This window comes from Agrobacterium fabrum str. C58 (assembly GCF_000092025.1).
GTDB lineage: Bacteria > Pseudomonadota > Alphaproteobacteria > Rhizobiales > Rhizobiaceae > Agrobacterium > Agrobacterium fabrum.
The window spans coordinates 823,034-840,647 of sequence record NC_003063.2; the positions used below are offsets into that span (position 1 = coordinate 823,034).

Here is a 17,614-nt window from a genome sequence, read left to right on the forward strand (position 1 = left end):
TGCATCGTCACAGGCTGGACATTTTTACCGTTCACCAGAAGAGTGCAACTCATTCGGGTAACCCCGTTCAATGGCCTGTCCGACCGTCCGTCCGAACGCATGAGAGTGTCTTCATGAGCAGAAATCTTCTACCCGTATTCGCTCTTTTATCCAGCACTCTGTTTCTTTTTCTCGGCAACGGCCTTCAGGGCCTCATCCTGCCGATGCGCGGCTCGGCGGAGGGTTACTCCAATGAGATTCTGGGCTTCCTCGGCACCTCCTGGGCGGCAGGCTTTGTCATCGGCTGCTTCGTCGCCCCGGCCATCGTGCGCCGCGCGGGGCATGTGCGGGCGTTTGGTTCCTTCGTCGCGCTCGTCTGCCTGACGGTGCTGATGACCGGCCTCGTCGTCGATGACGTCTGGTGGATCACACTGCGCGCCCTCACCGGCTTCTGCACGGCCGGCACCTCCATGATCATCGAAAGCTGGCTGAACGAACGCGCGACCAATGAGAGCCGCGGCATGATCTTTTCCCTCTATATCGCCATCACCCTGCTTGGCGTCGTGGCGGGGCAGATGATCGTGCCGATGGGCGATGTCAGCAATACCTCGCTGTTCATGATCTGCGGTATCATCTATTGCATCGCCATTCTGCCGGCGACGCTCTCCAAGGCTGCCAGCCCCCAGCCCTTGCAGAAGGTCAAGCTGGATCTACCCGCCCTATATCGCAACTCGCCGGTCTCCTTCGTCGGCATCCTGATGATCGGCATCGCCAACGGCGCTTACGGCACGCTCGGTGCCGTCTTCGGCGCAAGGGCGGGGCTGGACCCAACCATGATCGCCATCATGGTTTCCGTTACGATCTTCGTTGGCGCGCTTGCCCAGTTCCCGGCGGGTCGTCTTTCGGACCGGATAGACCGCCGATACGTCCTTGCCGGACTGGCGGGGTTAGGCGCGGTCGCGGGCCTTGCCGTTGCAGCCGTGCAGCCGCACGAAGTCTATGTGCTCATCCCCATGATCGCCATTTACGGTGCCGCTGCCAACGCGCTCTATCCCATCGCGGTGGCCCATGCCAACGACTTTGCGGCATCGGAAGACTTCGTCAAGGTATCCGGCGGGTTGTTGCTGCTTTACGGCATCGGCACCATCATCGGCCCGACGCTTGGCGGCGCGGTCATGACCTATTCCGGCCCCTATGCGCTCTTCTTCGTGACGGCCGTCGCCCATGTGCTGATAACGGCCTATGCCATCATCAGAAGCCGCCAGCGTGCCGCCCTTTCGACCGCGGAAAAGGACAATTTCTCGACGATGATGCCAACGACGCCCTCGCCGCTGGTAACGCCGGAGAGTATTGCGCTTGACCCGCGCGCGCCGCAATATCCAGGCGACGACGGCGACTATGTGGAAAAAGGAGCAGGCATATGAGCCTCTTTGATGATGATCGTCCGCAGAAACCCCGCGGACATGAAATCGGCAGCGATCTCAGCCTTCTTTCGGTGGACGAGTTGAGCGATCGAATCGAACTTTTGCGGGCAGAAATTGCCAGGCTTGAGGACGAGAAAAAAAGGAAGTCCGCTGGCAGACAGGCGGCGGAGAACCTGTTTCGCTCCTGACCTGAGGCTTTAATAAACTGGGGCAAGACCGGCCGAACGACATGCCGGGAGTGTAAACGCTAACCAGATTAAAGATTCTGGCGCAGTCTTTCGTTTACCATTAACCAAAAATTAAGCTTTCTGAGAGATTACTATACATGTCCAGTTCTTCTGGACCTCAGGCATCTTCTCCATACGGCGAATTGGTCTGATTTTTCTCCCTGTTTTACCTTGAGAGCCGCTTTCGCGGCTCTTTTTTTGCCGGTCGCCGGAATTCGTAAAACTGTGGGTATTAACCCTTCTTTAATAATTGCCTTGCGCATTTCAGGTAAAGATACCATCCTGAAAACACTAAAGGCCGGAACAAAATATCCCGGTCGTCGTTGCCTGACAGTGTGGTGCGTGAGCAGGGATTTAAAGAAAATGTCGGAACAGGTTTTAAATACCATAAGCTTTGCGGGTCGCGCGGCTGCTTCCAACCAGTTCAAGACCCTCTATACTGAAGGCATGACCTTGGTCGAGGAAACGGCAAGCTATCTCGATGGCGGCGGCCGCACGGCTTCCAAGGTTCTGCCGCGCATGGCATCTGTCCTTTATGCGGCGGAATCGATGCGCCTTACTACCCGTCTGATGCAGATGGCATCCTGGCTGCTTTTGCAGCGGGCTGTCAACAATGGCGAAATGACGCGCGATCAGGTTCTGAGCGAAAAAAACAAGGTGCGGCTCGACAGCTTCAACGTTGACCGCAACGCGCCCGGCTGGAACGACCTGCCGGAATCCTTCCGCGACCTTATCGAACGGTCGCTGCGCCTCCAGAACCGCGTCGCACTGCTCGATCGCGAAATCTATCGCCCAGCGGAAGCGACCAAGGTGCCAGACAACGAAAACAGCGTACAAGCGCAGCTCAACCTGCTGCGCACGGCTTTCTCGATCAACTGAGAAAAGACGACTATATCCGGACGATTTGAAAAGCAGGCTCACCGGCCTGCTTTTTTGTTTTGGCCGTTACAGTCACTAATACCGCAGCGAAAAGCAGGCAACAAAAAAGCCCGGTAAAACCGGGCTTTTTTTAAACAATCCGTCCGCAAGGAATCAGAGGCCGAGGCCGCCGAAACGCTTGTTGAACTTGGAAACGCGACCACCACGGTCCATAAGCTGCTGGTTGCCGCCCGTCCATGCCGGATGGGACTTGGGGTCGATTTCAAGGTTCATGACTGCGCCTTCCGAACCCCAGGTAGAGCGGGTTTCGTATTCGGTGCCATCGGTCATGACGACCTTGATCGTGTGATAAGCGGGATGGATATCAGCCTTCATGACAATCTTCCTGGTTAAGTGACATGCGGTCCATTTGCCGCAATTGCGTCAACTGAGCCATTTCAATAAATGAAGCCATAGACCAGATGGGCTATGGCTTCCCAATTCGATGCGGAGCCTATACATGAAGGTCGCCCAGATAACAAGAGCCTGCTATCCCCTTGTGAAAGGAGATGGCCGCAAGGGCTGGAATTTTACCGGATGCCGGAAATTCACCCGCTAAAGGCCCAAAAAAGGCACTGAACGAGGAGCATAGAGGACGTGGCAGACATTGACGAGCAGAAAGCGGCGAAACAGAGAAGCCTGAAGCCGCTTCTTGGCCTGTTTCCCTATCTCAGGCGGTATCGTGGCCTGATGGCGGCGGCCCTTTTTGCGCTTGTACTTTCCTCCGCCACAACACTGGCTCTGCCGCTTGCCGTTCGCCGTATCATCGATCACGGTTTCCAGACGCCGGATGGTGGCATGATCAACAGCTATTTCGCCATGCTTCTGGCGATTGCCGTTGTCCTCGCGCTCGCCAGCGCCATGCGCTATTATTACGTGATGACCATAGGCGAAAGGGTCGTCGCCGATCTGCGCCGCGATGTATTTGCCCACCTCACCACGCTGTCACAGCAATTTTTCGATAGCAATCGATCGGGCGAGCTCACTTCGCGGCTGACCGCCGATACGGTGCAGATTCGTTCCGCCTTCGGCTCCTCCGCCTCGGTCGCGCTGCGCAACATCATCATGTGCTGCGGTGCTGTGGCGATGATGATCTATACCAGCCCCGGCCTTTCCGGCCTTGCGCTGCTTGCCATTCCCTTCATCGTTTTTCCGCTGATCGCCTTCGGGCGGTCCGTTCGCGCCCGCTCCCGCACCACGCAGGATACATTGGCCAATTCCGCCGCCTATGCTTCGGAAACGATCGCGGCGAGCCGCACCGTGCAGTCCTTCAATGCCGAGGTGCTGGCGAATGCCCGTTACGGCGCCTCCGTGGAAGCCGCCTATCAGGGCGCACGCGCGGCGATCGGCGCGCGCTCCGTCCTGACTGCCGTCGCAATCGCTCTCGTTTTCGGCAGCGTTGTCGGCATTCTCTGGTATGGCGCGCAGAACGTTCTGGCGGGCAGCATGACCGCGGGTACGCTTGGCCAGTTCGTGCTTTATTCCGTCATCGCAGCCAGTGGCCTCGGCCAGCTTTCGGAAGTCTGGGGTGAACTCGCCCAGGCGGGCGGCGCGGCTGAAAGGCTTTCCGAGCTTCTGAATGAACGCTCACCCGTTGCAGAGCCCGCAGCCCCCGTCGCCATGCCGCAACCACCGCGGGGCGAGGCGGAGTTCGACAATGTCGACTTCGTCTATCCACTCGCAACAGGGCGGCCGATTGTCTCCGGCCTCTCCTTGAAGGTCGCCGCCGGCGAAACCGTCGCCATCGTTGGACCTTCCGGCGCCGGCAAAAGCACGGTCTTTTCGCTGCTGATGCGGTTTTACGATCCGCAGCAGGGCCGCATCACCATCGATGGCGTGGATATCCGCAACGTCAGCCTTGCCGATCTTCGCGCACGGCTCTCCATCGTGCCGCAGGATGTCGCGATCTTCGCCTCCTCCATCCACGATAATATCGCATTTGGCCGGCCCGAAGCGACACGCGAGGACGTGCGCGCCGCCGCCATCGCCGCGCAGGCCGACGGCTTCATCGAGCGTCTCGGCGATGGTTACGATACGCAGGTGGGCGAGCGGGGTGTGACGCTGTCGGGTGGCCAGCGGCAGCGCATCGCCATCGCCCGCGCTATTCTGCGCGATGCACCAATCCTGCTGCTTGATGAAGCGACCTCGGCGCTCGATGCGGAAAGCGAAACGCTGGTGCAGAAGGCGCTTGATGAGCTGATGAAAACCCGCACCACCATCGTTATTGCCCATCGCCTCGCCACCGTGCTGAAGGCCGATCGCATTCTGGTGATGGATGAAGGCCGTATCATCGAGGAAGGCACGCATCAGAGCCTCATTCGCCAGAATGGCCTTTATGCCCGCCTCGCCCGGCTGCAATTCCAGACCGGACCGGATGAATTGCGCGCTCAGGCCTGATCTGGAGTATTTCCAGCAAAACTGTACTTGGTTTTACGTCCGGAAATGCGCAGAACAAAGAGTTAGGGCAATGAGGGTGAACTGGTGTTCACAGGAACTGCTCTAGCCCAGCACCTTGCGTCCCGCAACGCGGCCTGAAAACAGGCAGCCGCCAAGGAATGTGCCCTCCAGCGCGTTGTAACCATGCATGCCGCCGCCGCCGAAACCGGCGACCTCACCGGCGGCATGAAGTCCCGGCACCGGTTGACCCGTGGCATCCAGCACCCGCGCCTCAAGGTCGGTATGCAGGCCTCCGAGCGTCTTGCGCGTCAGCACATGCAGGCGCACGGCAATCAACGGCCCCATCGCCGGGTCAAGCAGCCGGTGCGGTTTCGCCGTCCGCATCAAACGGTCACCGAGATAACGGCGCGCGCCATGGATCGCCGTTACCTGCGCATCCTTGCTGAAGCCGTTTTCGATTTCGCGGTCACGCGCTTCTATCTGTCGGCGGATGTGATCAATGTTGAGCCGATCGCCGCCGATGGCATTCATTTCCGCCACCAGCTCCTCCAGCGTGTCGCGAACGACAAAATCCTCGCCCCGCTCCATGAAAGCCCGCACCGGCCCCGGTGGCTCCTTGCCCAGCCGCTTCAACAGCAGCCGCACATCCTTGCCCGTCAGATCAGGATTTTGCTCGGAGCCTGAGAGCGCGAATTCCTTCTTGATGATCGCCTTGGTCAGAATGAACCAGCTGTGGCTGCTGCCACGCTCGCCCAGCATCTTCAGCGTACCGAGCGTATCGAAGCCCGGCATGGCGGGAGCATCCAGCCGGTTGCCATCCGCGTCGCACCAGAAGGATGACGGGCCTGGCAGAATACGGATACCGTGGTTCGGCCAGATCGGATCGTGATTCTTCACGCCCTCGGTATAGTGCCACATGCGATCCCGATTGATGACGGTTCCGCCCGCCATCTCGGTAATGCCGATCATGCGGCCATCCACATGAGCGGGCACGCCACAGACCATATTTTCCGGCGGTCTGCCCAGCCGCTCCACCGGCCAGTTGCGCCGCACCAGTTCCTGATTGCCACCGATGCCGCCGGAACTGACGATGATCGCGGAGGCAGAAAAACGGAAGTCGCCCTTAAGCTCACGGCTGCTTTTTTGACCACGAAGAACCGGATCAGCGGCGAGCACGACGCCTGAAATGCCAGTAATACGACCATCGGTCGTTTCCAGACGGTCGACCTGATGGCGGAAACGGAAGGTCAATCGACCGCTTGCCGCCATCTCCTCCGCTTTCTTGACGAACGGCGCCAGCACGCCGGGACCGGTGCCCCATGTAACATGAAAGCGCGGAACGGAATTGCCGTGACCATCTGCCAAAGAACCACCACGCTCAGCCCAGCCAACCACGGGAAACCAGCGCATGCCCATGCGGTGCAGCCATTCGCGTTTCTCACCAGCGGCAAAATCGAGATAGGCCTCAGCCCAACGGCGCGGCCAATGGTCCTCGGGGCGATCGAAACCGGCCGAACCAAACCAGTCCTGCCGGGCCAGATCGAGGCTGTCGCGCACCCGCATCCGGCGCTGCTCGGGACTATCGACGAAAAACAGCCCGCCCAGCGACCAGAAGGCCTGGCCTCCGAGATTTTGTTCCCCCTCCTGATCCACAACACAGACGCTGAAACCACGCTCAGCCGCCTCGGTGGCCGCCACCAGCCCCGCAAGCCCCGCGCCGACGACAATCACATCATAGCGTTCCATCGCCCCTCCCAGATATGACGGAATTACTTTTACGCGAACGTAAATTTACTTTCGCCAGAAGGCAACGGCCATGATGCGGGCCCGTAATTCAGCGCTCGGTCAGCTTGAGTTCGATGCGGCGGTTCTGCTGGCGCGCTTCCGGTGAGTCACCTTCCGCAATCGGCTGATATTCGCCGAAACCGGCGGCAACCAGCCGGTTTGCCGGTACGCCCTTGGAAATCAGGAATTTCACCACCGATGTCGCGCGGGCAGAAGAAAGCTCCCAATTGTCGCGGTAGCGGCCGGAACCAGTAAGCTGGACATTATCCGTATGGCCATCCACGCGCAGCACCCAGTTGATCTCCGCCGGGATTTCCTTGGCAAGATCGAGCAACGCGGTCGCCAGCTTCGCCATTTCCGCCTGCCCTTCCGGGTTGAGGTCATTGCCGCCGGAAGGAAACAGTACCTCCGACTGAAAGACGAAACGGTCCCCGACGATGCGGATGTTTTCGCGGTCGGAGAGGATTTCCCGCAGCCGCCCGAAGAAGTCCGAGCGATAACGGTTCAGTTCCTGCACGCGCTGCGCCAGCGCGACATTGAGGCGGCGGCCCAGATCCGCGATCTTGACCTGGGACGAGGTATCCTTGGCCTCCGATGCCTGCAGGGCGGCTTCGACGGAAGCGATCTGCGCCCTCAGCGCCGCGATCTGCTGGTTCAGCAATTCGATCTGCGCGGAGGCGCGGGAGTTCGCCTGCCGCTGCTCGTCCAGCTCGCCGGTCAGGCTGCCGATCCGGGCATTGGCGCTGGCATTGTTGCCCGAACCCGCATCGAGAAGTGACTGCAGGCGCGAACGCTCGTTTTCCGACGCCGCAAGCGTGGATTGCAGGCTCGCCAGTGCGTCCTCGATATCCTGCTTGTTGCCCTTTTCCATCGCCAGAAGCTCGGTCAATTCGGCAATCTGGCTATTAAGGCGGGTCAGCACCTCGTCCTTACCGGTAATTTCCCGCGACAGCACGAATTGCGCCAGCACGAAAACTGTCAGCAGAAACATGATGGCCATGAGCAGCGTCGACAGCGCATCGACGAAACCCGGCCAATAGTCCACACCCCTGTCGCGGCGGCGATTGCGCGCAAGCGCCATGGCTACTCGCTCCCGTTATCGTGCCGGGTACGTCCGGGGGATTTCGTGTCCCCATCGATCCGCGCCGACAGCCGATCGAGCGTGCGGCGGAGCGATTTCGATTCTTCCTGCTGCGCCTCGATCCAGTCCCGCAGCATCTGCTGTTCGCTGCGCATGTTCTTGACGAGGCCCTGAATGCCCTCGGCAAGGCTGGTCATCGCCGCCAGCGACCGTTCGGTGCTGACCACGGCGCCCGGCTCCGCGGCACTGAACTCCCTCGGCCCCTCGACCGAGGTATCCGTTACCGACGACAGCCAGTTTTCCAGCTGGGTGTAAAAACGGTTCTGCGCACGGCCGGCCTGAAGATCGAGAAAACCGAGAATAAGCGAACCCGACAGACCGAGTAGCGAGGAGGAGAAGGCCGTTCCCATGCCTGCCAGCGGCGCGGTGAGACCGGCCTTGAGCGAGCTCAGAATATCGTTGCTGTCGCCAGCACTCGGATCGAGCGACTGGATGACATTGCTGATGGCGCCGATGGTGCCGATCAGGCCCCAGAAGGTGCCGAGCAGACCGAGAAACACCAGAAGGCCAACGAGATAACGCGATGTGTCACGCGATTCATCAAGGCGCGTCGCAATGGAATCGAGGATCGTCCGCTGCGTGACACCGGAAAGCCGGACTTCGCCACGCTTACCGATCAGCGTGCTCATCGGCGCCAGCAGTTTTGGTGCACGGCCGACCTTTTCGACGCTGCCGGCGGCGCGGAAGGCGTTGAACCAGCGGACTTCCGAACGCAGGCTCATGGTCTGCGTAAAGACAAGGATGATGCCGATGACGAGCACGCCGAGAATGAAGCCGTTGAGCCCCGGATTGGTCATGAAGGCGGTGTGCGCCTGCCGATAGAGAATGGCCGCCAGAAAGCCGACGAGGATCAGGAACAGAACCATCGTCCAGAGAAAGGGTGTGGGGCTGGACAGCTTGTGGCTGTATTGCCGCGTGGTCACCGGTTTCTCGACACCAAGATCGAGCAGCTCCGAATCCGCCATAACGTTCGCATTCCCTCTGGTCACGTATCAAGCGGAAGCTATTTGAAAATTGCGACGATTTGAAGCGAAAAGCCGGTCTTTCGTCACAGGCATTTTAGGAAAATGGATGAGTACCCGGCAACGGAAAACGAAAACGCCCGGCGAAAATTCACCGGGCGTCTAAAACTTGCTGAAAACGGCAGGTTATCTGCCGAAAATGCATCAGCGACCCGGTATCGGGCGGTTGGCGACCTCGACGAGTGCCTTGTGGATATATTCGTTACCTGCAGCAACACTGCCGGTTCCGAAGATATCCGTGCCGCCCTTGGCGTCCGACGCGAAGCCGCCGGCTTCACGAATCAGCACCAGACCTGCGGCTACGTCCCAGGGTGAAAGGTCTGCTTCCCAGTAACCGTCGAAACGGCCGGCCGCGACATAAGCGAGATCAAGCGACGCTGCGCCCATACGGCGGATGCCGGCCGCTTCGCCCATGACATGGCGAAGCTCGACCAGGAACTTGCCGTGATTGCCACGGCCAAGATGCGGCACGCCGCAGCCGATGACGCAATCAGTCAGCACCTTGCGTGCGGCAACGCGGATGCGACGATCGTTGAGGAACGCGCCGCCGCCGCGCTCGGCGGTGTAGAGTTCGTCTGTGGCCGGGTTAAAGATCACGCCGGCAACAATTTCCCCGTTCCGCTCCAGCGCGATCGAAACCGCAAAATGCGGAATGCCGTGCAGGAAATTGGTGGTGCCATCGAGCGGATCGACGATCCAGCGATGCGCGCCATCCGTGCCTTTTTCCTCGCCGCCTTCCTCGCCCAGGAAGTCGTAGGTCGGGCGGGCCTTCATCAGCTCCTCGCGCACGATCTTCTCGGCCTTGAGGTCTGCCTGAGAAACGAAGTCGCTCGGTCCCTTGACCGAAACCTGAAGGTTCTGCACTTCACCGAAGTCACGCGACAAAGATTTACCCGCCTTGATGGCGGCCTGAACCATGACATTGAGAAGGGCTGAACGGGCCATCGATGTTGTTTCCTGGAAAGCTTGCGAACCGCCCGAAGCTTGTCAGGCAGGCACGTCATTATTTTCTTGAATTGAAAGTTTGCGGTTCAAGACCACAAAACGCGCGGAAATTCAAGGCAAAAAGCCCGAATGAGAATATCGGCGGCGAAGCAAAGGCGGCTCTTCACGTCGGACGGAAACGATTTGCCGCTTCGATCGCCTTTTTCTGCTGCTCGTCGGTGATGCCGAGATAGAAGTCTTCCAGCCTCGGATCCTTCAAACCGGCGCGCCGGGAAAGCACATACCACTTGGCCGCCTCCACCGGATCCGGCCGGGTGCCGAGCGCCTGAACGTAAAGATGCGCCACCTTGTTCTGCGCCACGACATTACCGCGCTGTGCCGCGCCATACAGCCAGCGAAAACCCTCATCCAGATTACGCTCACCGCCGAAACCATTGACCAACCAGACGCCGAGATCGACCTGCGCCGTATCGTAACCAGCCTTTGCCGCCCGCATCAGCCAGTCCCGCGCCTTGGCCTTTTTCTCGGTCGGCACATCCTTGACCGACCAGTAGATCTGCGACACCGCATATTGCGCGTCGGCAATGCCCTGCTCGGCGGATTTTTCATAAAACGGCAAGGCCATCAAGAGCCCCTTGGCGCCGGGATTTTCCGAAACCAGAATCTGGCCCCAGTTGAACTGGGCAGAGGCATTGCCTGCTTCCGCCGCACGTCGCATGAAATCGTCGGCCTTCGCCTTGTCACGGGTGACGAACTTGCCCTCCATCAGGATCAGCGCGAATTTGAACATGGCGACGGGATCGCCGCCCTCAGCCGCCTGCTGATACCAGAAAGCGGCAGTCTTTTCGTCGCGGGCGATACCGAGGCCACGCGACATCATTTCCGCCACCAGCGTCTGTGCGGACGCATCACCGTTCTGCGCGCGGGTCAGCGCCTTGTCGAGCGCCTGGACATATTCACCGCGCTGGAAATGGCCATAGGCTTCGTCCACCCGGCCTTTGAATTCCTTTTCCGGCGGCAGAGCGGGCAGATCCGCGCCCATGCGCTGATAAACGTTGACGCCGGAAGACGGCTCGAGATCCTTCTGCTCTTCCGATTGCACCCGGCCCTGTCGGGTAGGCTGGGCCTCATTTTCCAGCTGGCGGGACATGGCATTGCTTTCGCTCTGCGGTCCCGACTGGGCAAAGGCGACACCCGCGGGCGCACCGAAAGCGAGCGCCAGCAGCGAAACGGAAAGGCAGAGAGGAACCGAGCGCATGAACATCGCCTGTATCAACCGCCAAACCGTGGCGCTTTTTCGTCAAGCAAAGCGTTGATTTCGGAAACAGCCTGGGCAGCGCCAGATGCATTGTCGAAAACACCGCTGCGCATTGCCACGAATTCCACGCCGGTTTCGGAAACAGCAACCACTGACGACAGATCCGTGCCGCCCATGACGATGGCCGGGATTTCGATCATCGACGCCCACCACTCCCCGAGCGCCAGATTTTTGGGATGGGCCTCCGGCTTGATGTCGCCTTCCAGCTTTCCAAAAAAGACATAATCCGGATTGGACTCACCCATTTCCAGCGCCTTGTGGCGATCATCGGCATTGCCGCCGCCGACGATCAGCTTCGGCGTGAAGTTTTCCACCGCCTCGGCAAGCGCCTCGGCATTGCCCCCCACATGCAGGCCATCCGCCTTCACCCGGCTAGCCGTGCGGCTGTCGCCGGCGATGAGGGCGGCGGCACCCGCCGCCTGGACGATCGGCACGATCAGTTCGGCCCATTTCTGGAAAGCGGCGTCATCCAGACCGTATTGCGGAATGATGACCGAAGCGACATCGCCGCCCCGCAATGCGTCTTCCACCTCTGTCACCTGCTTTTGCGCATCGTCCCTTTGCGGAACGATCAGGACAAGGCGGCAACGGTCTTCAACAATGCTCATCGTTTCGTCCATTTCAGGCAGAGGACGCTTATGGCGCGATCTGCACTCGTTTTCATATGACAAATCCGATAAACCGGACCGGCGAAAGGATCAACCATACATCCATGCTGACCGATTTTCATTTTTATCTCGTCGCCATCCCCGCAGTCGTGCTTGTCGGCCTTTCCAAAGGGGGACTTGGCGGCGCTCTGGCGCTGATGGGCGTGCCGCTGATGGCGCTTGCCGTTTCGCCTGTACAGGCGGCGGCGATCTTCCTGCCGATCCTGATCGTCATGGATCTTGTGGCTCTCTGGGCGTGGCGACACCATAACCACCGAGAAACGCTGCTCATCATGCTGCCCGGCGCCATCGCCGGCATCGCGCTCGGCTGGGCGACATCCAGCCTCATTTCCGCAAATGCCATGCGCCTTGTCGTCGCCTCGGTCACGATCCTGTTCGTACTGCGTTATTTCTATGAGAGCTTCAAAAGCCGCAGAGGCCAGGAAATACCGGCCAAACCGCAAAGACCGGCCGCCGCGACGCTCTGGTCCAGCCTGTCGGGTTATGCAAGCTTCGTCGCCCATGCGGGCGGTCCGCCTTTCCAGATCTATGTTCTGCCGCTGAAGCTCGATCCAAAGACCTATACCGGCATGAGCGTGCGTTTCTTCGCCATCATGAACGCGATCAAGCTCATCCCCTATTTCGCGCTCGGCGCGCTCGACGCCACCAACCTCAAGACCTCGGCCAGCCTGCTGCCGGTGGCCATGCTGGCGACGCTCGCCGGTGCAAGGGTGGTGAAATATCTGAAACCGGCCGTGTTCTACCCGTTAATGTATTCCATGGCGCTGATTGCAGCGCTGAAACTGCTGTGGGACGGACTGCCGTTCTAGACCCGGCAATAAAAAGCTCTGGCAGCAGGTTTTAGCCACCAGAGCTCAAAAGGCTCAGACCGCCGGCACTTCATTTGTCGAGGGCCGGCGATCTGGCATAAATCAATGTCTCGTTGAGGCCTTGAGCCTCTGCAGCTCATCCTTCAGGCGCAGTTTTCGACGCTTAAGGTCCGCGATCTCTTTGTCGTCAGACGACGGGGAAGCAAGAATACTCTCGAGCTCCTCCTCCAGAGCACCGTGTTTCTTTTCGAGCGATGCAATATGAGCCTGAATGGTCATGCGGCACGTCCTTCCTTTTTGAACCTACCTCCAGCTCTCCATCGCTGGAGTTTCAGGTTTACGACGGCAATGTGACATGGATCGCGCCGCTTGTCGAAGGCGAAATGAAGGCAATATGTGGGCAATTTGGTCGCAACGGATAACTTCCCGTTACCGCGATTTGATGATAGAGGCTCGTGAACGATCACATACGCGCCGGAGCTGATCCGGCGGCATAAAATGGGGATGACGAGATGCCCGATCAGGACCAGGCGGACATCAGGCTCACGCTGGCGCGGCTGCGCCAGGAGCATGAGGATTATGACGCGGCGATCAACGCGATGATCCAGACCAGCTGCGATGCGTTGAGAATACAGCGCATGAAAAAGAAGAAGCTGGCCGTCAAGGACAAGATGACCCAGATCGAAGATCAGGTCATTCCCGATATCATCGCCTGAGCCGGAGAGATTACGTGACAGCAGAAACGCCCCCCGTCGCCATCATCATGGGCAGCCAGTCCGACTGGGAAACCATGAAGAACGCCGCCGATACGCTGGATGCGCTCGACGTGGAATATGAAGCCCGCATCATTTCCGCCCACCGCACCCCGGACCGGCTTTATGACTTTGCCAATGGCGCAAAGGACGAGGGTTTCAAGGTCATTATCGCCGGTGCGGGCGGGGCCGCCCACCTGCCCGGCATGACGGCCGCCATGACGCCGCTTCCGGTCTTCGGGGTTCCTGTGCAGTCGAAGACCATGTCCGGTCAGGACAGCCTCTATTCCATCGTGCAGATGCCCGCCGGCATTCCCGTCGGCACGCTTGCCATCGGCAAGGCCGGTGCCATCAATGCCGCCCTTCTGGCCGCTGCGGTCCTGGCGCTCAGCGACGAGGACCTGGCCGACCGGCTGGATGCCTGGCGTGCCCGCCAGTCGGCTGCCGTCGCGGAATATCCGATGGACAGCGCCCAGTGACGAAAAACGTGATGGCAAAGACGAATAACCTGACCATCGGCATCATCGGCGGCGGGCAGCTTGGCCGGATGCTGGCCATGGCAGCGGCCCGCCTCAACCACCGCACCATCGTGCTGGAGCCGCAGGCCGATTGTCCGGCCGCGCAGGTTTGCAATGACCAGATCGTTGCGGAATATGACGACGAAAAGGCGCTTGCCGAACTCGCAAGCCGCTGCGATGTCGTGACCTACGAATTCGAAAACGTGCCTGTCGCAGCCGCCGAAAAACTCAGCGCCTCCGTGCCCGTCTACCCGCCGGCGCAGGCGCTCAGCGCCTCGCAGGACCGCTTGACGGAAAAACGCTTCCTCAATGGTTGCGGCATTCCGACCGCCGATTTTCGCGCCGTGGATAGCCAGGACGAGCTGGAAGCTGCCTTGACCGCCTTTGGCGGCAAGGGTGTGCTGAAAACCCGCCGTATGGGTTATGACGGCAAGGGCCAGCGTCTCTTCCGGGGCGGCGAAAACCTCACAGGCGCCTTTGCGGCGCTCGGCGGCGTGCCGCTGATCCTCGAAAGTTTCGTCGCCTTCGAGCGGGAAATTTCGATCATCGCCGCCCGTTTCCAGGACGGTACCGTCACCTGTTACGATCCGGCCGAAAACGTCCATCTGAACGGCATTCTGCACACATCGACGGTGCCGGCAGCACTTTCCGATGCCGCAAAGGCTGTCGCCGTGCAATCGGCCGAAAAGCTTCTCGCCGCGCTCGAGTATGTCGGCGTCATCGGTATTGAATTTTTCGTCCTGCCGGATGGTTCTCTGGTTGCCAATGAAATGGCGCCGCGTGTCCACAATACCGGCCACTGGACGGAAGCGGCTTGTGCGATCTCGCAGTTCGAGCAGCATATCCGGGCCGTGTCGGACCTTGCCCCTGGCAGCACGGATCGCCATTCCGATTGTGTGATGACCAATCTGATCGGCGACGACATCAACGACGTGCCCGCATGGCTGTCGAAAAAAGACTGTCTCGTGCATCTCTATGGCAAGACGGAAGCAAGGCCTGGCCGCAAGATGGGCCATGTGACCGAGCTTCTGCACACAGGAAAGGCCTAGTCTTTTAGGGCAAAGGCACGGCCAAGTGTTGACAGGCAGGGCTCAAACAGGTATCTGCCTGCCAACCGAAAAGAGCGCGCCCCGTTGCGCGCTTTTGATTGTTTGAATAGCACGGCAAAAGCCATGCAAAACTGCGGACCAGTAAAATGAAAATCAAGAATTCGCTTAAAGCGCTTAAGGCCCGTCATCGCGATAACCGCCTGGTTCGCCGCAAGGGCCGCGTTTACATCATCAACAAGCAGAACCCGCGTTTCAAGGCTCGTCAGGGCTGATTGATCGCGATTGCGGTTCGTGATTGAACGCGCGGATCACTTTGTTGACAGTGCAGAAGTTTGCATTTGATATTGGGCGCAGCCGGGTTAAGCTTTAACTCATGCGCCCAAATCATTTTTGCACGACTATTCTTCTTGCTCAGGGTTTCCTGTTTGCCGGCCTCCTGATTCCCGGAATGGCCGCCCTTGGTCATGCGGCGGACGGACAGCAGCCTGCTGCGGCAGAAGCCGCGCCTTCCCCCGCCAAAACCATCGACACCCTTTTCGCATCGCTGAAAAAAGAGCGCAACGCGGTCAAGGCGCGCAGCATCGCCAACCAGATCGCCGCCGAATGGAATGATTCCGGCAGCGCGACGGTCAATCTCCTGATGCAATGGGCAGGTGAAGCGGCGGACGAAAAGCGTAACGCGGCCGCCTATGATTTTCTCGACCAGGTGATTTTGCTCGACCCGAACTATGTGCAGGCCCCCTATCGCCGCGCCATGGTGCATTTCGCTGATGGCGATACCCGCAAGGCGATGGCGGACATCAACCTGACCCTGGAGAAGGAACCGCGCTATTTTCCAGCGCTGGCAAGCCTTGCCAACATCCTCGAAGCCTCAGACCGCGACGATCTGGCACTGAAGGCCTGGGAACAATATCTGGCGGTCTACCCCGCAGACAAGGACGCCCGCAAGGAAGCCGTCGACCTCTCGGAAAAGCTGGCGGGTACGCGCGGCTGAATCTGATAAAAGCACAAACAAAAATCGCCGCAAAAGCGGCGATTTTTCATTGAGGCATTTTCAGCCGATCATTCCATGCCGAGCGCGGCCATATAGGTCTGAAGAATGGTTTCTTCCTCGATGCGCTCGTTGGCATCTTTCTTGCGCAGGCGGATGATGGTGCGGATCGCCTTGGTGTCGTAGCCACGGCCCTTCGCCTCGCCCATGACATCCTTGATATCACCCTGAATGGCAGCCTTTTCTTCTTCGAGGCGCTCGACGCGCTCGATGAACTGGCGCAGTTCTGCGGCGGCGACGGTTTCGGTGGTGCTTGTTTCGTCCATCATTTCATCCTTTATTGGCGGCCCGCATCTGAGCCCTGTTCATTATATCCGGGCGAAGACCTCGCCGGTCGCTGCCAGCGGGCAGCAAAATTCCGGCCTGTGAACTGCCCATTGAAAGGCGTCCCGTCAAGTCGTTTCCGTCGATCAGCAGCTATTCCTTGGGCCGGTTCTGCTCAAAGGCGGTTTTCTGGGCATCACTTGCCTCCGCCTGATATTTCTCTTTCCAATCCTCATAGGGCATGCCGTAGACGATTTCCCGGGATTGATCCTTGCTGAGCGGAACGCCAGCTTCCTCGGCTGCCTCCCGATACCAGTTGGAAAGACAATTGCGGCAGAAGCCCGCGAGATTCATCAGGTCGATATTCTGCACATCGTGACGTTCACGAAGATGCTGGACGAGGCGGCGGAAGGCGGCGGCCTCGAACTCTATCTGACTGTTGTCGTTCTCATTCGTCATGGCAAAACTCCAGGCTCAATAGGGGCCGGTGCGAGAGGCGAACAGCTGATATTCATGCAGGACGGGATCGTCATTCATTGCGGCGAAAATGGGAGCGAGCCGGTCCGACCATTCGGCGATCCCCTTCTCATCCGCGATCAGATCCTGCCGAACCTCCAGAAGCGCATGCGGTATGCCTCTCATCATGCAATGCCGATACATGGTGTCGCCCTTGAGCGCGCCGTCATAGGGTTCATTGTCGCCAACGAGGATGTCGCCGGTGGCGCGCAGATGGGCCAGAAGTGGATCGACCGCGCGGTGATCGGTATCCCACAGGACCGCCGCGTGCCATGGCCGCGGCGTTTCTTTCCAGAACGGCGTATAGGAATGCAGCGACAGGACGAGCGGCGCTTCTTCGGACGCCTTAGCAACACCGGTCAGCACGCGGTCCACGGCATTGTGATAGGGCCGATGAAAAACCTCGATCCGCCTTTGCCATTCCTCATCCGCAATCGGATGATTACCGGGGATGATCGCCCCGTCCGAAATCTTCATGATGAGGGTCGGATCATCCTCGCCGCGATTCGGATCGATCAGCAGCCGTGAGAACCGCCCGAGCACGGCCGGCACGCCAAGGCGCGCAGCCAGCGAGCGCGTCAGCCCTTCTATCCCGATATCAAATGCGATATGGCGGTGAAAAGCGGTTTGCGGAAGGCCAAGATTGCCGTAGTGTGCCGGCAGGAGGTTCATGGCATGGTCCGCCAGAAGAACCATGCCTTTGTCATAATCGCCTTCTATGATTTCATAGGGTATGAAGTCGTTCATCGATGATTTTCTGGGGCAGGATTAAGGAGAGAAACTTGATGGCATGGCTTGAGGCCGGGCGCAAGTTCAGGCGGAAGAACAGCC

Annotated in this window: 21 protein-coding genes; 10 read left to right on the plus strand and 11 right to left on the minus strand. The window is 59.3% G+C overall.

What is annotated here, in order from left to right:
• Window positions 1-113 precede the first annotated feature (113 nt).
• The 3 genes from ATU_RS17380 to rcdA all read left to right on the plus strand — a co-directional run bounded on the left by ATU_RS17380 (window position 114) and on the right by rcdA (window position 2,509).
• Window positions 114-1,403 carry an MFS transporter gene (locus ATU_RS17380; protein ID WP_006314722.1) on the plus strand — a complete coding sequence of 430 codons (1,290 nt, stop codon included), beginning with the start codon at window positions 114-116 and terminating at the stop codon, window positions 1,401-1,403.
• Window positions 1,400-1,591 carry a DUF1192 domain-containing protein gene (locus tag ATU_RS17385; RefSeq protein ID WP_035258145.1) on the plus strand — a complete coding sequence of 64 codons (192 nt, stop codon included), beginning with the start codon at window positions 1,400-1,402 and terminating at the stop codon, window positions 1,589-1,591. The genes ATU_RS17380 and ATU_RS17385 overlap by 4 nt, the downstream gene beginning before the upstream one ends.
• A gap of 402 nt (window positions 1,592-1,993) precedes the next feature.
• Window positions 1,994-2,509, plus strand: a complete 516-nt coding sequence (gene rcdA / locus ATU_RS17390) for a protease adaptor protein RcdA (RefSeq protein ID WP_010973290.1) — start codon at window positions 1,994-1,996, stop codon at window positions 2,507-2,509.
• A gap of 153 nt (window positions 2,510-2,662) precedes the next feature.
• On the opposite strand, the gene rpmE is transcribed toward rcdA, so the two are convergent.
• Entirely contained in the window at window positions 2,663-2,884 is a 222-nt protein-coding gene (gene rpmE, locus ATU_RS17395) for a 50S ribosomal protein L31 (protein ID WP_003506183.1), read from the minus strand.
• A 261-nt stretch (window positions 2,885-3,145) separates the two neighbouring features.
• Here rpmE and ATU_RS17400 point away from each other — a divergent pair, with 261 nt between their 5' ends.
• The gene (locus tag ATU_RS17400; RefSeq protein ID WP_010973291.1) at window positions 3,146-4,945 is read left to right on the plus strand and encodes an ABC transporter transmembrane domain-containing protein; all 1,800 of its coding nucleotides are present in this window, start codon (window positions 3,146-3,148) and stop codon (window positions 4,943-4,945) included.
• Between the two features lie 102 nt (window positions 4,946-5,047).
• Here ATU_RS17400 and ATU_RS17405 read toward each other — a convergent pair whose 3' ends face one another.
• The 6 genes from ATU_RS17405 to ATU_RS17430 all read right to left on the minus strand — a co-directional run bounded on the left by ATU_RS17405 (window position 5,048) and on the right by ATU_RS17430 (window position 11,764).
• Window positions 5,048-6,691, minus strand: a complete 1,644-nt coding sequence (locus tag ATU_RS17405) for an FAD-binding dehydrogenase (protein WP_010973292.1) — start codon at window positions 6,689-6,691, stop codon at window positions 5,048-5,050.
• Between the two features lie 88 nt (window positions 6,692-6,779).
• Entirely contained in the window at window positions 6,780-7,811 is a 1,032-nt protein-coding gene (locus ATU_RS17410; protein WP_035258142.1) for a peptidoglycan -binding protein, read from the minus strand.
• Between the two features lie 2 nt (window positions 7,812-7,813).
• Entirely contained in the window at window positions 7,814-8,836 is a 1,023-nt protein-coding gene (locus ATU_RS17415; RefSeq protein ID WP_010973294.1) for a hypothetical protein, read from the minus strand.
• A 201-nt stretch (window positions 8,837-9,037) separates the two neighbouring features.
• Window positions 9,038-9,838 carry an inositol monophosphatase family protein gene (locus ATU_RS17420; protein ID WP_010973295.1) on the minus strand — a complete coding sequence of 267 codons (801 nt, stop codon included), beginning with the start codon at window positions 9,836-9,838 and terminating at the stop codon, window positions 9,038-9,040.
• 163 nt (window positions 9,839-10,001) lie between these two features.
• Window positions 10,002-11,102, minus strand: a complete 1,101-nt coding sequence (locus ATU_RS17425; RefSeq protein ID WP_035258139.1) for a tetratricopeptide repeat protein — start codon at window positions 11,100-11,102, stop codon at window positions 10,002-10,004.
• 8 nt (window positions 11,103-11,110) lie between these two features.
• Window positions 11,111-11,764: a thiamine phosphate synthase gene (locus ATU_RS17430; protein WP_010973297.1), complete on the minus strand. Its 654-nt coding sequence runs from the start codon at window positions 11,762-11,764 to the stop codon at window positions 11,111-11,113.
• Between the two features lie 104 nt (window positions 11,765-11,868).
• Between ATU_RS17430 and ATU_RS17435 the strand changes: the two genes are divergently transcribed.
• Entirely contained in the window at window positions 11,869-12,633 is a 765-nt protein-coding gene (locus tag ATU_RS17435; protein WP_010973298.1) for a sulfite exporter TauE/SafE family protein, read from the plus strand.
• A gap of 102 nt (window positions 12,634-12,735) precedes the next feature.
• On the opposite strand, the gene ATU_RS17440 is transcribed toward ATU_RS17435, so the two are convergent.
• Window positions 12,736-12,912 carry a YdcH family protein gene (locus ATU_RS17440; protein ID WP_006314700.1) on the minus strand — a complete coding sequence of 59 codons (177 nt, stop codon included), beginning with the start codon at window positions 12,910-12,912 and terminating at the stop codon, window positions 12,736-12,738.
• A gap of 233 nt (window positions 12,913-13,145) precedes the next feature.
• Between ATU_RS17440 and ATU_RS17445 the strand changes: the two genes are divergently transcribed.
• The 5 genes from ATU_RS17445 (at window position 13,146) to ATU_RS17465 (ending at window position 15,946) form a co-directional block, all read left to right on the plus strand.
• Window positions 13,146-13,349, plus strand: coding sequence for a YdcH family protein (locus tag ATU_RS17445; protein WP_006314698.1), 204 nt, complete (start codon window positions 13,146-13,148; stop codon window positions 13,347-13,349).
• Window positions 13,350-13,396: 47 nt separating this feature from the next.
• Window positions 13,397-13,864, plus strand: a complete 468-nt coding sequence (gene purE, locus ATU_RS17450) for a 5-(carboxyamino)imidazole ribonucleotide mutase (RefSeq protein WP_035216131.1) — start codon at window positions 13,397-13,399, stop codon at window positions 13,862-13,864.
• An 11-nt stretch (window positions 13,865-13,875) separates the two neighbouring features.
• On the plus strand, window positions 13,876-14,952 hold the full coding sequence (locus tag ATU_RS17455) for a 5-(carboxyamino)imidazole ribonucleotide synthase (RefSeq protein ID WP_010973299.1): 1,077 nt from the start codon (window positions 13,876-13,878) through the stop codon (window positions 14,950-14,952).
• A gap of 146 nt (window positions 14,953-15,098) precedes the next feature.
• Complete coding sequence (ykgO, locus tag ATU_RS17460) at window positions 15,099-15,224, plus strand: type B 50S ribosomal protein L36 (RefSeq protein WP_003497670.1); 126 nt, start codon at window positions 15,099-15,101, stop codon at window positions 15,222-15,224.
• A gap of 101 nt (window positions 15,225-15,325) precedes the next feature.
• Window positions 15,326-15,946 carry a tetratricopeptide repeat protein gene (locus ATU_RS17465; RefSeq protein ID WP_010973300.1) on the plus strand — a complete coding sequence of 207 codons (621 nt, stop codon included), beginning with the start codon at window positions 15,326-15,328 and terminating at the stop codon, window positions 15,944-15,946.
• Window positions 15,947-16,014: 68 nt separating this feature from the next.
• Here ATU_RS17465 and ATU_RS17470 read toward each other — a convergent pair whose 3' ends face one another.
• From ATU_RS17470 to ATU_RS17480, 3 genes are all read right to left on the minus strand, one after another.
• A complete protein-coding gene (locus ATU_RS17470; protein ID WP_006314683.1) occupies window positions 16,015-16,272 on the minus strand; it encodes a DUF2312 domain-containing protein in 258 nt (85 codons plus the stop codon).
• Window positions 16,273-16,420: 148 nt separating this feature from the next.
• Window positions 16,421-16,726 (minus strand): DUF1244 domain-containing protein, encoded by a 306-nt coding sequence (locus tag ATU_RS17475; RefSeq protein ID WP_006314681.1) that lies wholly within the window; start codon window positions 16,724-16,726, stop codon window positions 16,421-16,423.
• A gap of 15 nt (window positions 16,727-16,741) precedes the next feature.
• A complete protein-coding gene (locus ATU_RS17480) occupies window positions 16,742-17,530 on the minus strand; it encodes an N-formylglutamate amidohydrolase (RefSeq protein WP_010973301.1) in 789 nt (262 codons plus the stop codon).
• Window positions 17,531-17,614: the final 84 nt, after the last annotated feature.

Excerpts from the sequence above, each read along its gene's own strand:
- ATU_RS17440 (WP_006314700.1), bottom strand. The coding sequence starts at position 12,912 with ATGACCATTCAGGCTCATATTGCATCGCTCGAAAAGAAACACGGTGCT.
- ATU_RS17405 (WP_010973292.1), bottom strand. The coding sequence starts at position 6,691 with ATGGAACGCTATGATGTGATTGTCGTCGGCGCGGGGCTTGCGGGGCTG.
- ATU_RS17465 (WP_010973300.1), top strand. The coding sequence starts at position 15,326 with ATGCGCCCAAATCATTTTTGCACGACTATTCTTCTTGCTCAGGGTTTC.
- ykgO (WP_003497670.1), top strand. The coding sequence starts at position 15,099 with ATGAAAATCAAGAATTCGCTTAAAGCGCTTAAGGCCCGTCATCGCGAT.
- ATU_RS17410 (WP_035258142.1), bottom strand. The coding sequence starts at position 7,811 with ATGGCGCTTGCGCGCAATCGCCGCCGCGACAGGGGTGTGGACTATTGG.
- ATU_RS17435 (WP_010973298.1), top strand. The coding sequence starts at position 11,869 with ATGCTGACCGATTTTCATTTTTATCTCGTCGCCATCCCCGCAGTCGTG.
- ATU_RS17445 (WP_006314698.1), top strand. The coding sequence starts at position 13,146 with ATGCCCGATCAGGACCAGGCGGACATCAGGCTCACGCTGGCGCGGCTG.
- ATU_RS17470 (WP_006314683.1), bottom strand. The coding sequence starts at position 16,272 with ATGATGGACGAAACAAGCACCACCGAAACCGTCGCCGCCGCAGAACTG.
- ATU_RS17425 (WP_035258139.1), bottom strand. The coding sequence starts at position 11,102 with ATGTTCATGCGCTCGGTTCCTCTCTGCCTTTCCGTTTCGCTGCTGGCG.
- ATU_RS17475 (WP_006314681.1), bottom strand. The coding sequence starts at position 16,726 with ATGACGAATGAGAACGACAACAGTCAGATAGAGTTCGAGGCCGCCGCC.
- ATU_RS17455 (WP_010973299.1), top strand. The coding sequence starts at position 13,876 with ATGGCAAAGACGAATAACCTGACCATCGGCATCATCGGCGGCGGGCAG.
- rcdA (WP_010973290.1), top strand. The coding sequence starts at position 1,994 with ATGTCGGAACAGGTTTTAAATACCATAAGCTTTGCGGGTCGCGCGGCT.
- ATU_RS17415 (WP_010973294.1), bottom strand. The coding sequence starts at position 8,836 with ATGGCGGATTCGGAGCTGCTCGATCTTGGTGTCGAGAAACCGGTGACC.
- ATU_RS17480 (WP_010973301.1), bottom strand. The coding sequence starts at position 17,530 with ATGAACGACTTCATACCCTATGAAATCATAGAAGGCGATTATGACAAA.
- ATU_RS17430 (WP_010973297.1), bottom strand. The coding sequence starts at position 11,764 with ATGAGCATTGTTGAAGACCGTTGCCGCCTTGTCCTGATCGTTCCGCAA.
- ATU_RS17385 (WP_035258145.1), top strand. The coding sequence starts at position 1,400 with ATGAGCCTCTTTGATGATGATCGTCCGCAGAAACCCCGCGGACATGAA.
- purE (WP_035216131.1), top strand. The coding sequence starts at position 13,397 with ATGGGCAGCCAGTCCGACTGGGAAACCATGAAGAACGCCGCCGATACG.
- ATU_RS17420 (WP_010973295.1), bottom strand. The coding sequence starts at position 9,838 with ATGGCCCGTTCAGCCCTTCTCAATGTCATGGTTCAGGCCGCCATCAAG.
- ATU_RS17380 (WP_006314722.1), top strand. The coding sequence starts at position 114 with ATGAGCAGAAATCTTCTACCCGTATTCGCTCTTTTATCCAGCACTCTG.
- rpmE (WP_003506183.1), bottom strand. The coding sequence starts at position 2,884 with ATGAAGGCTGATATCCATCCCGCTTATCACACGATCAAGGTCGTCATG.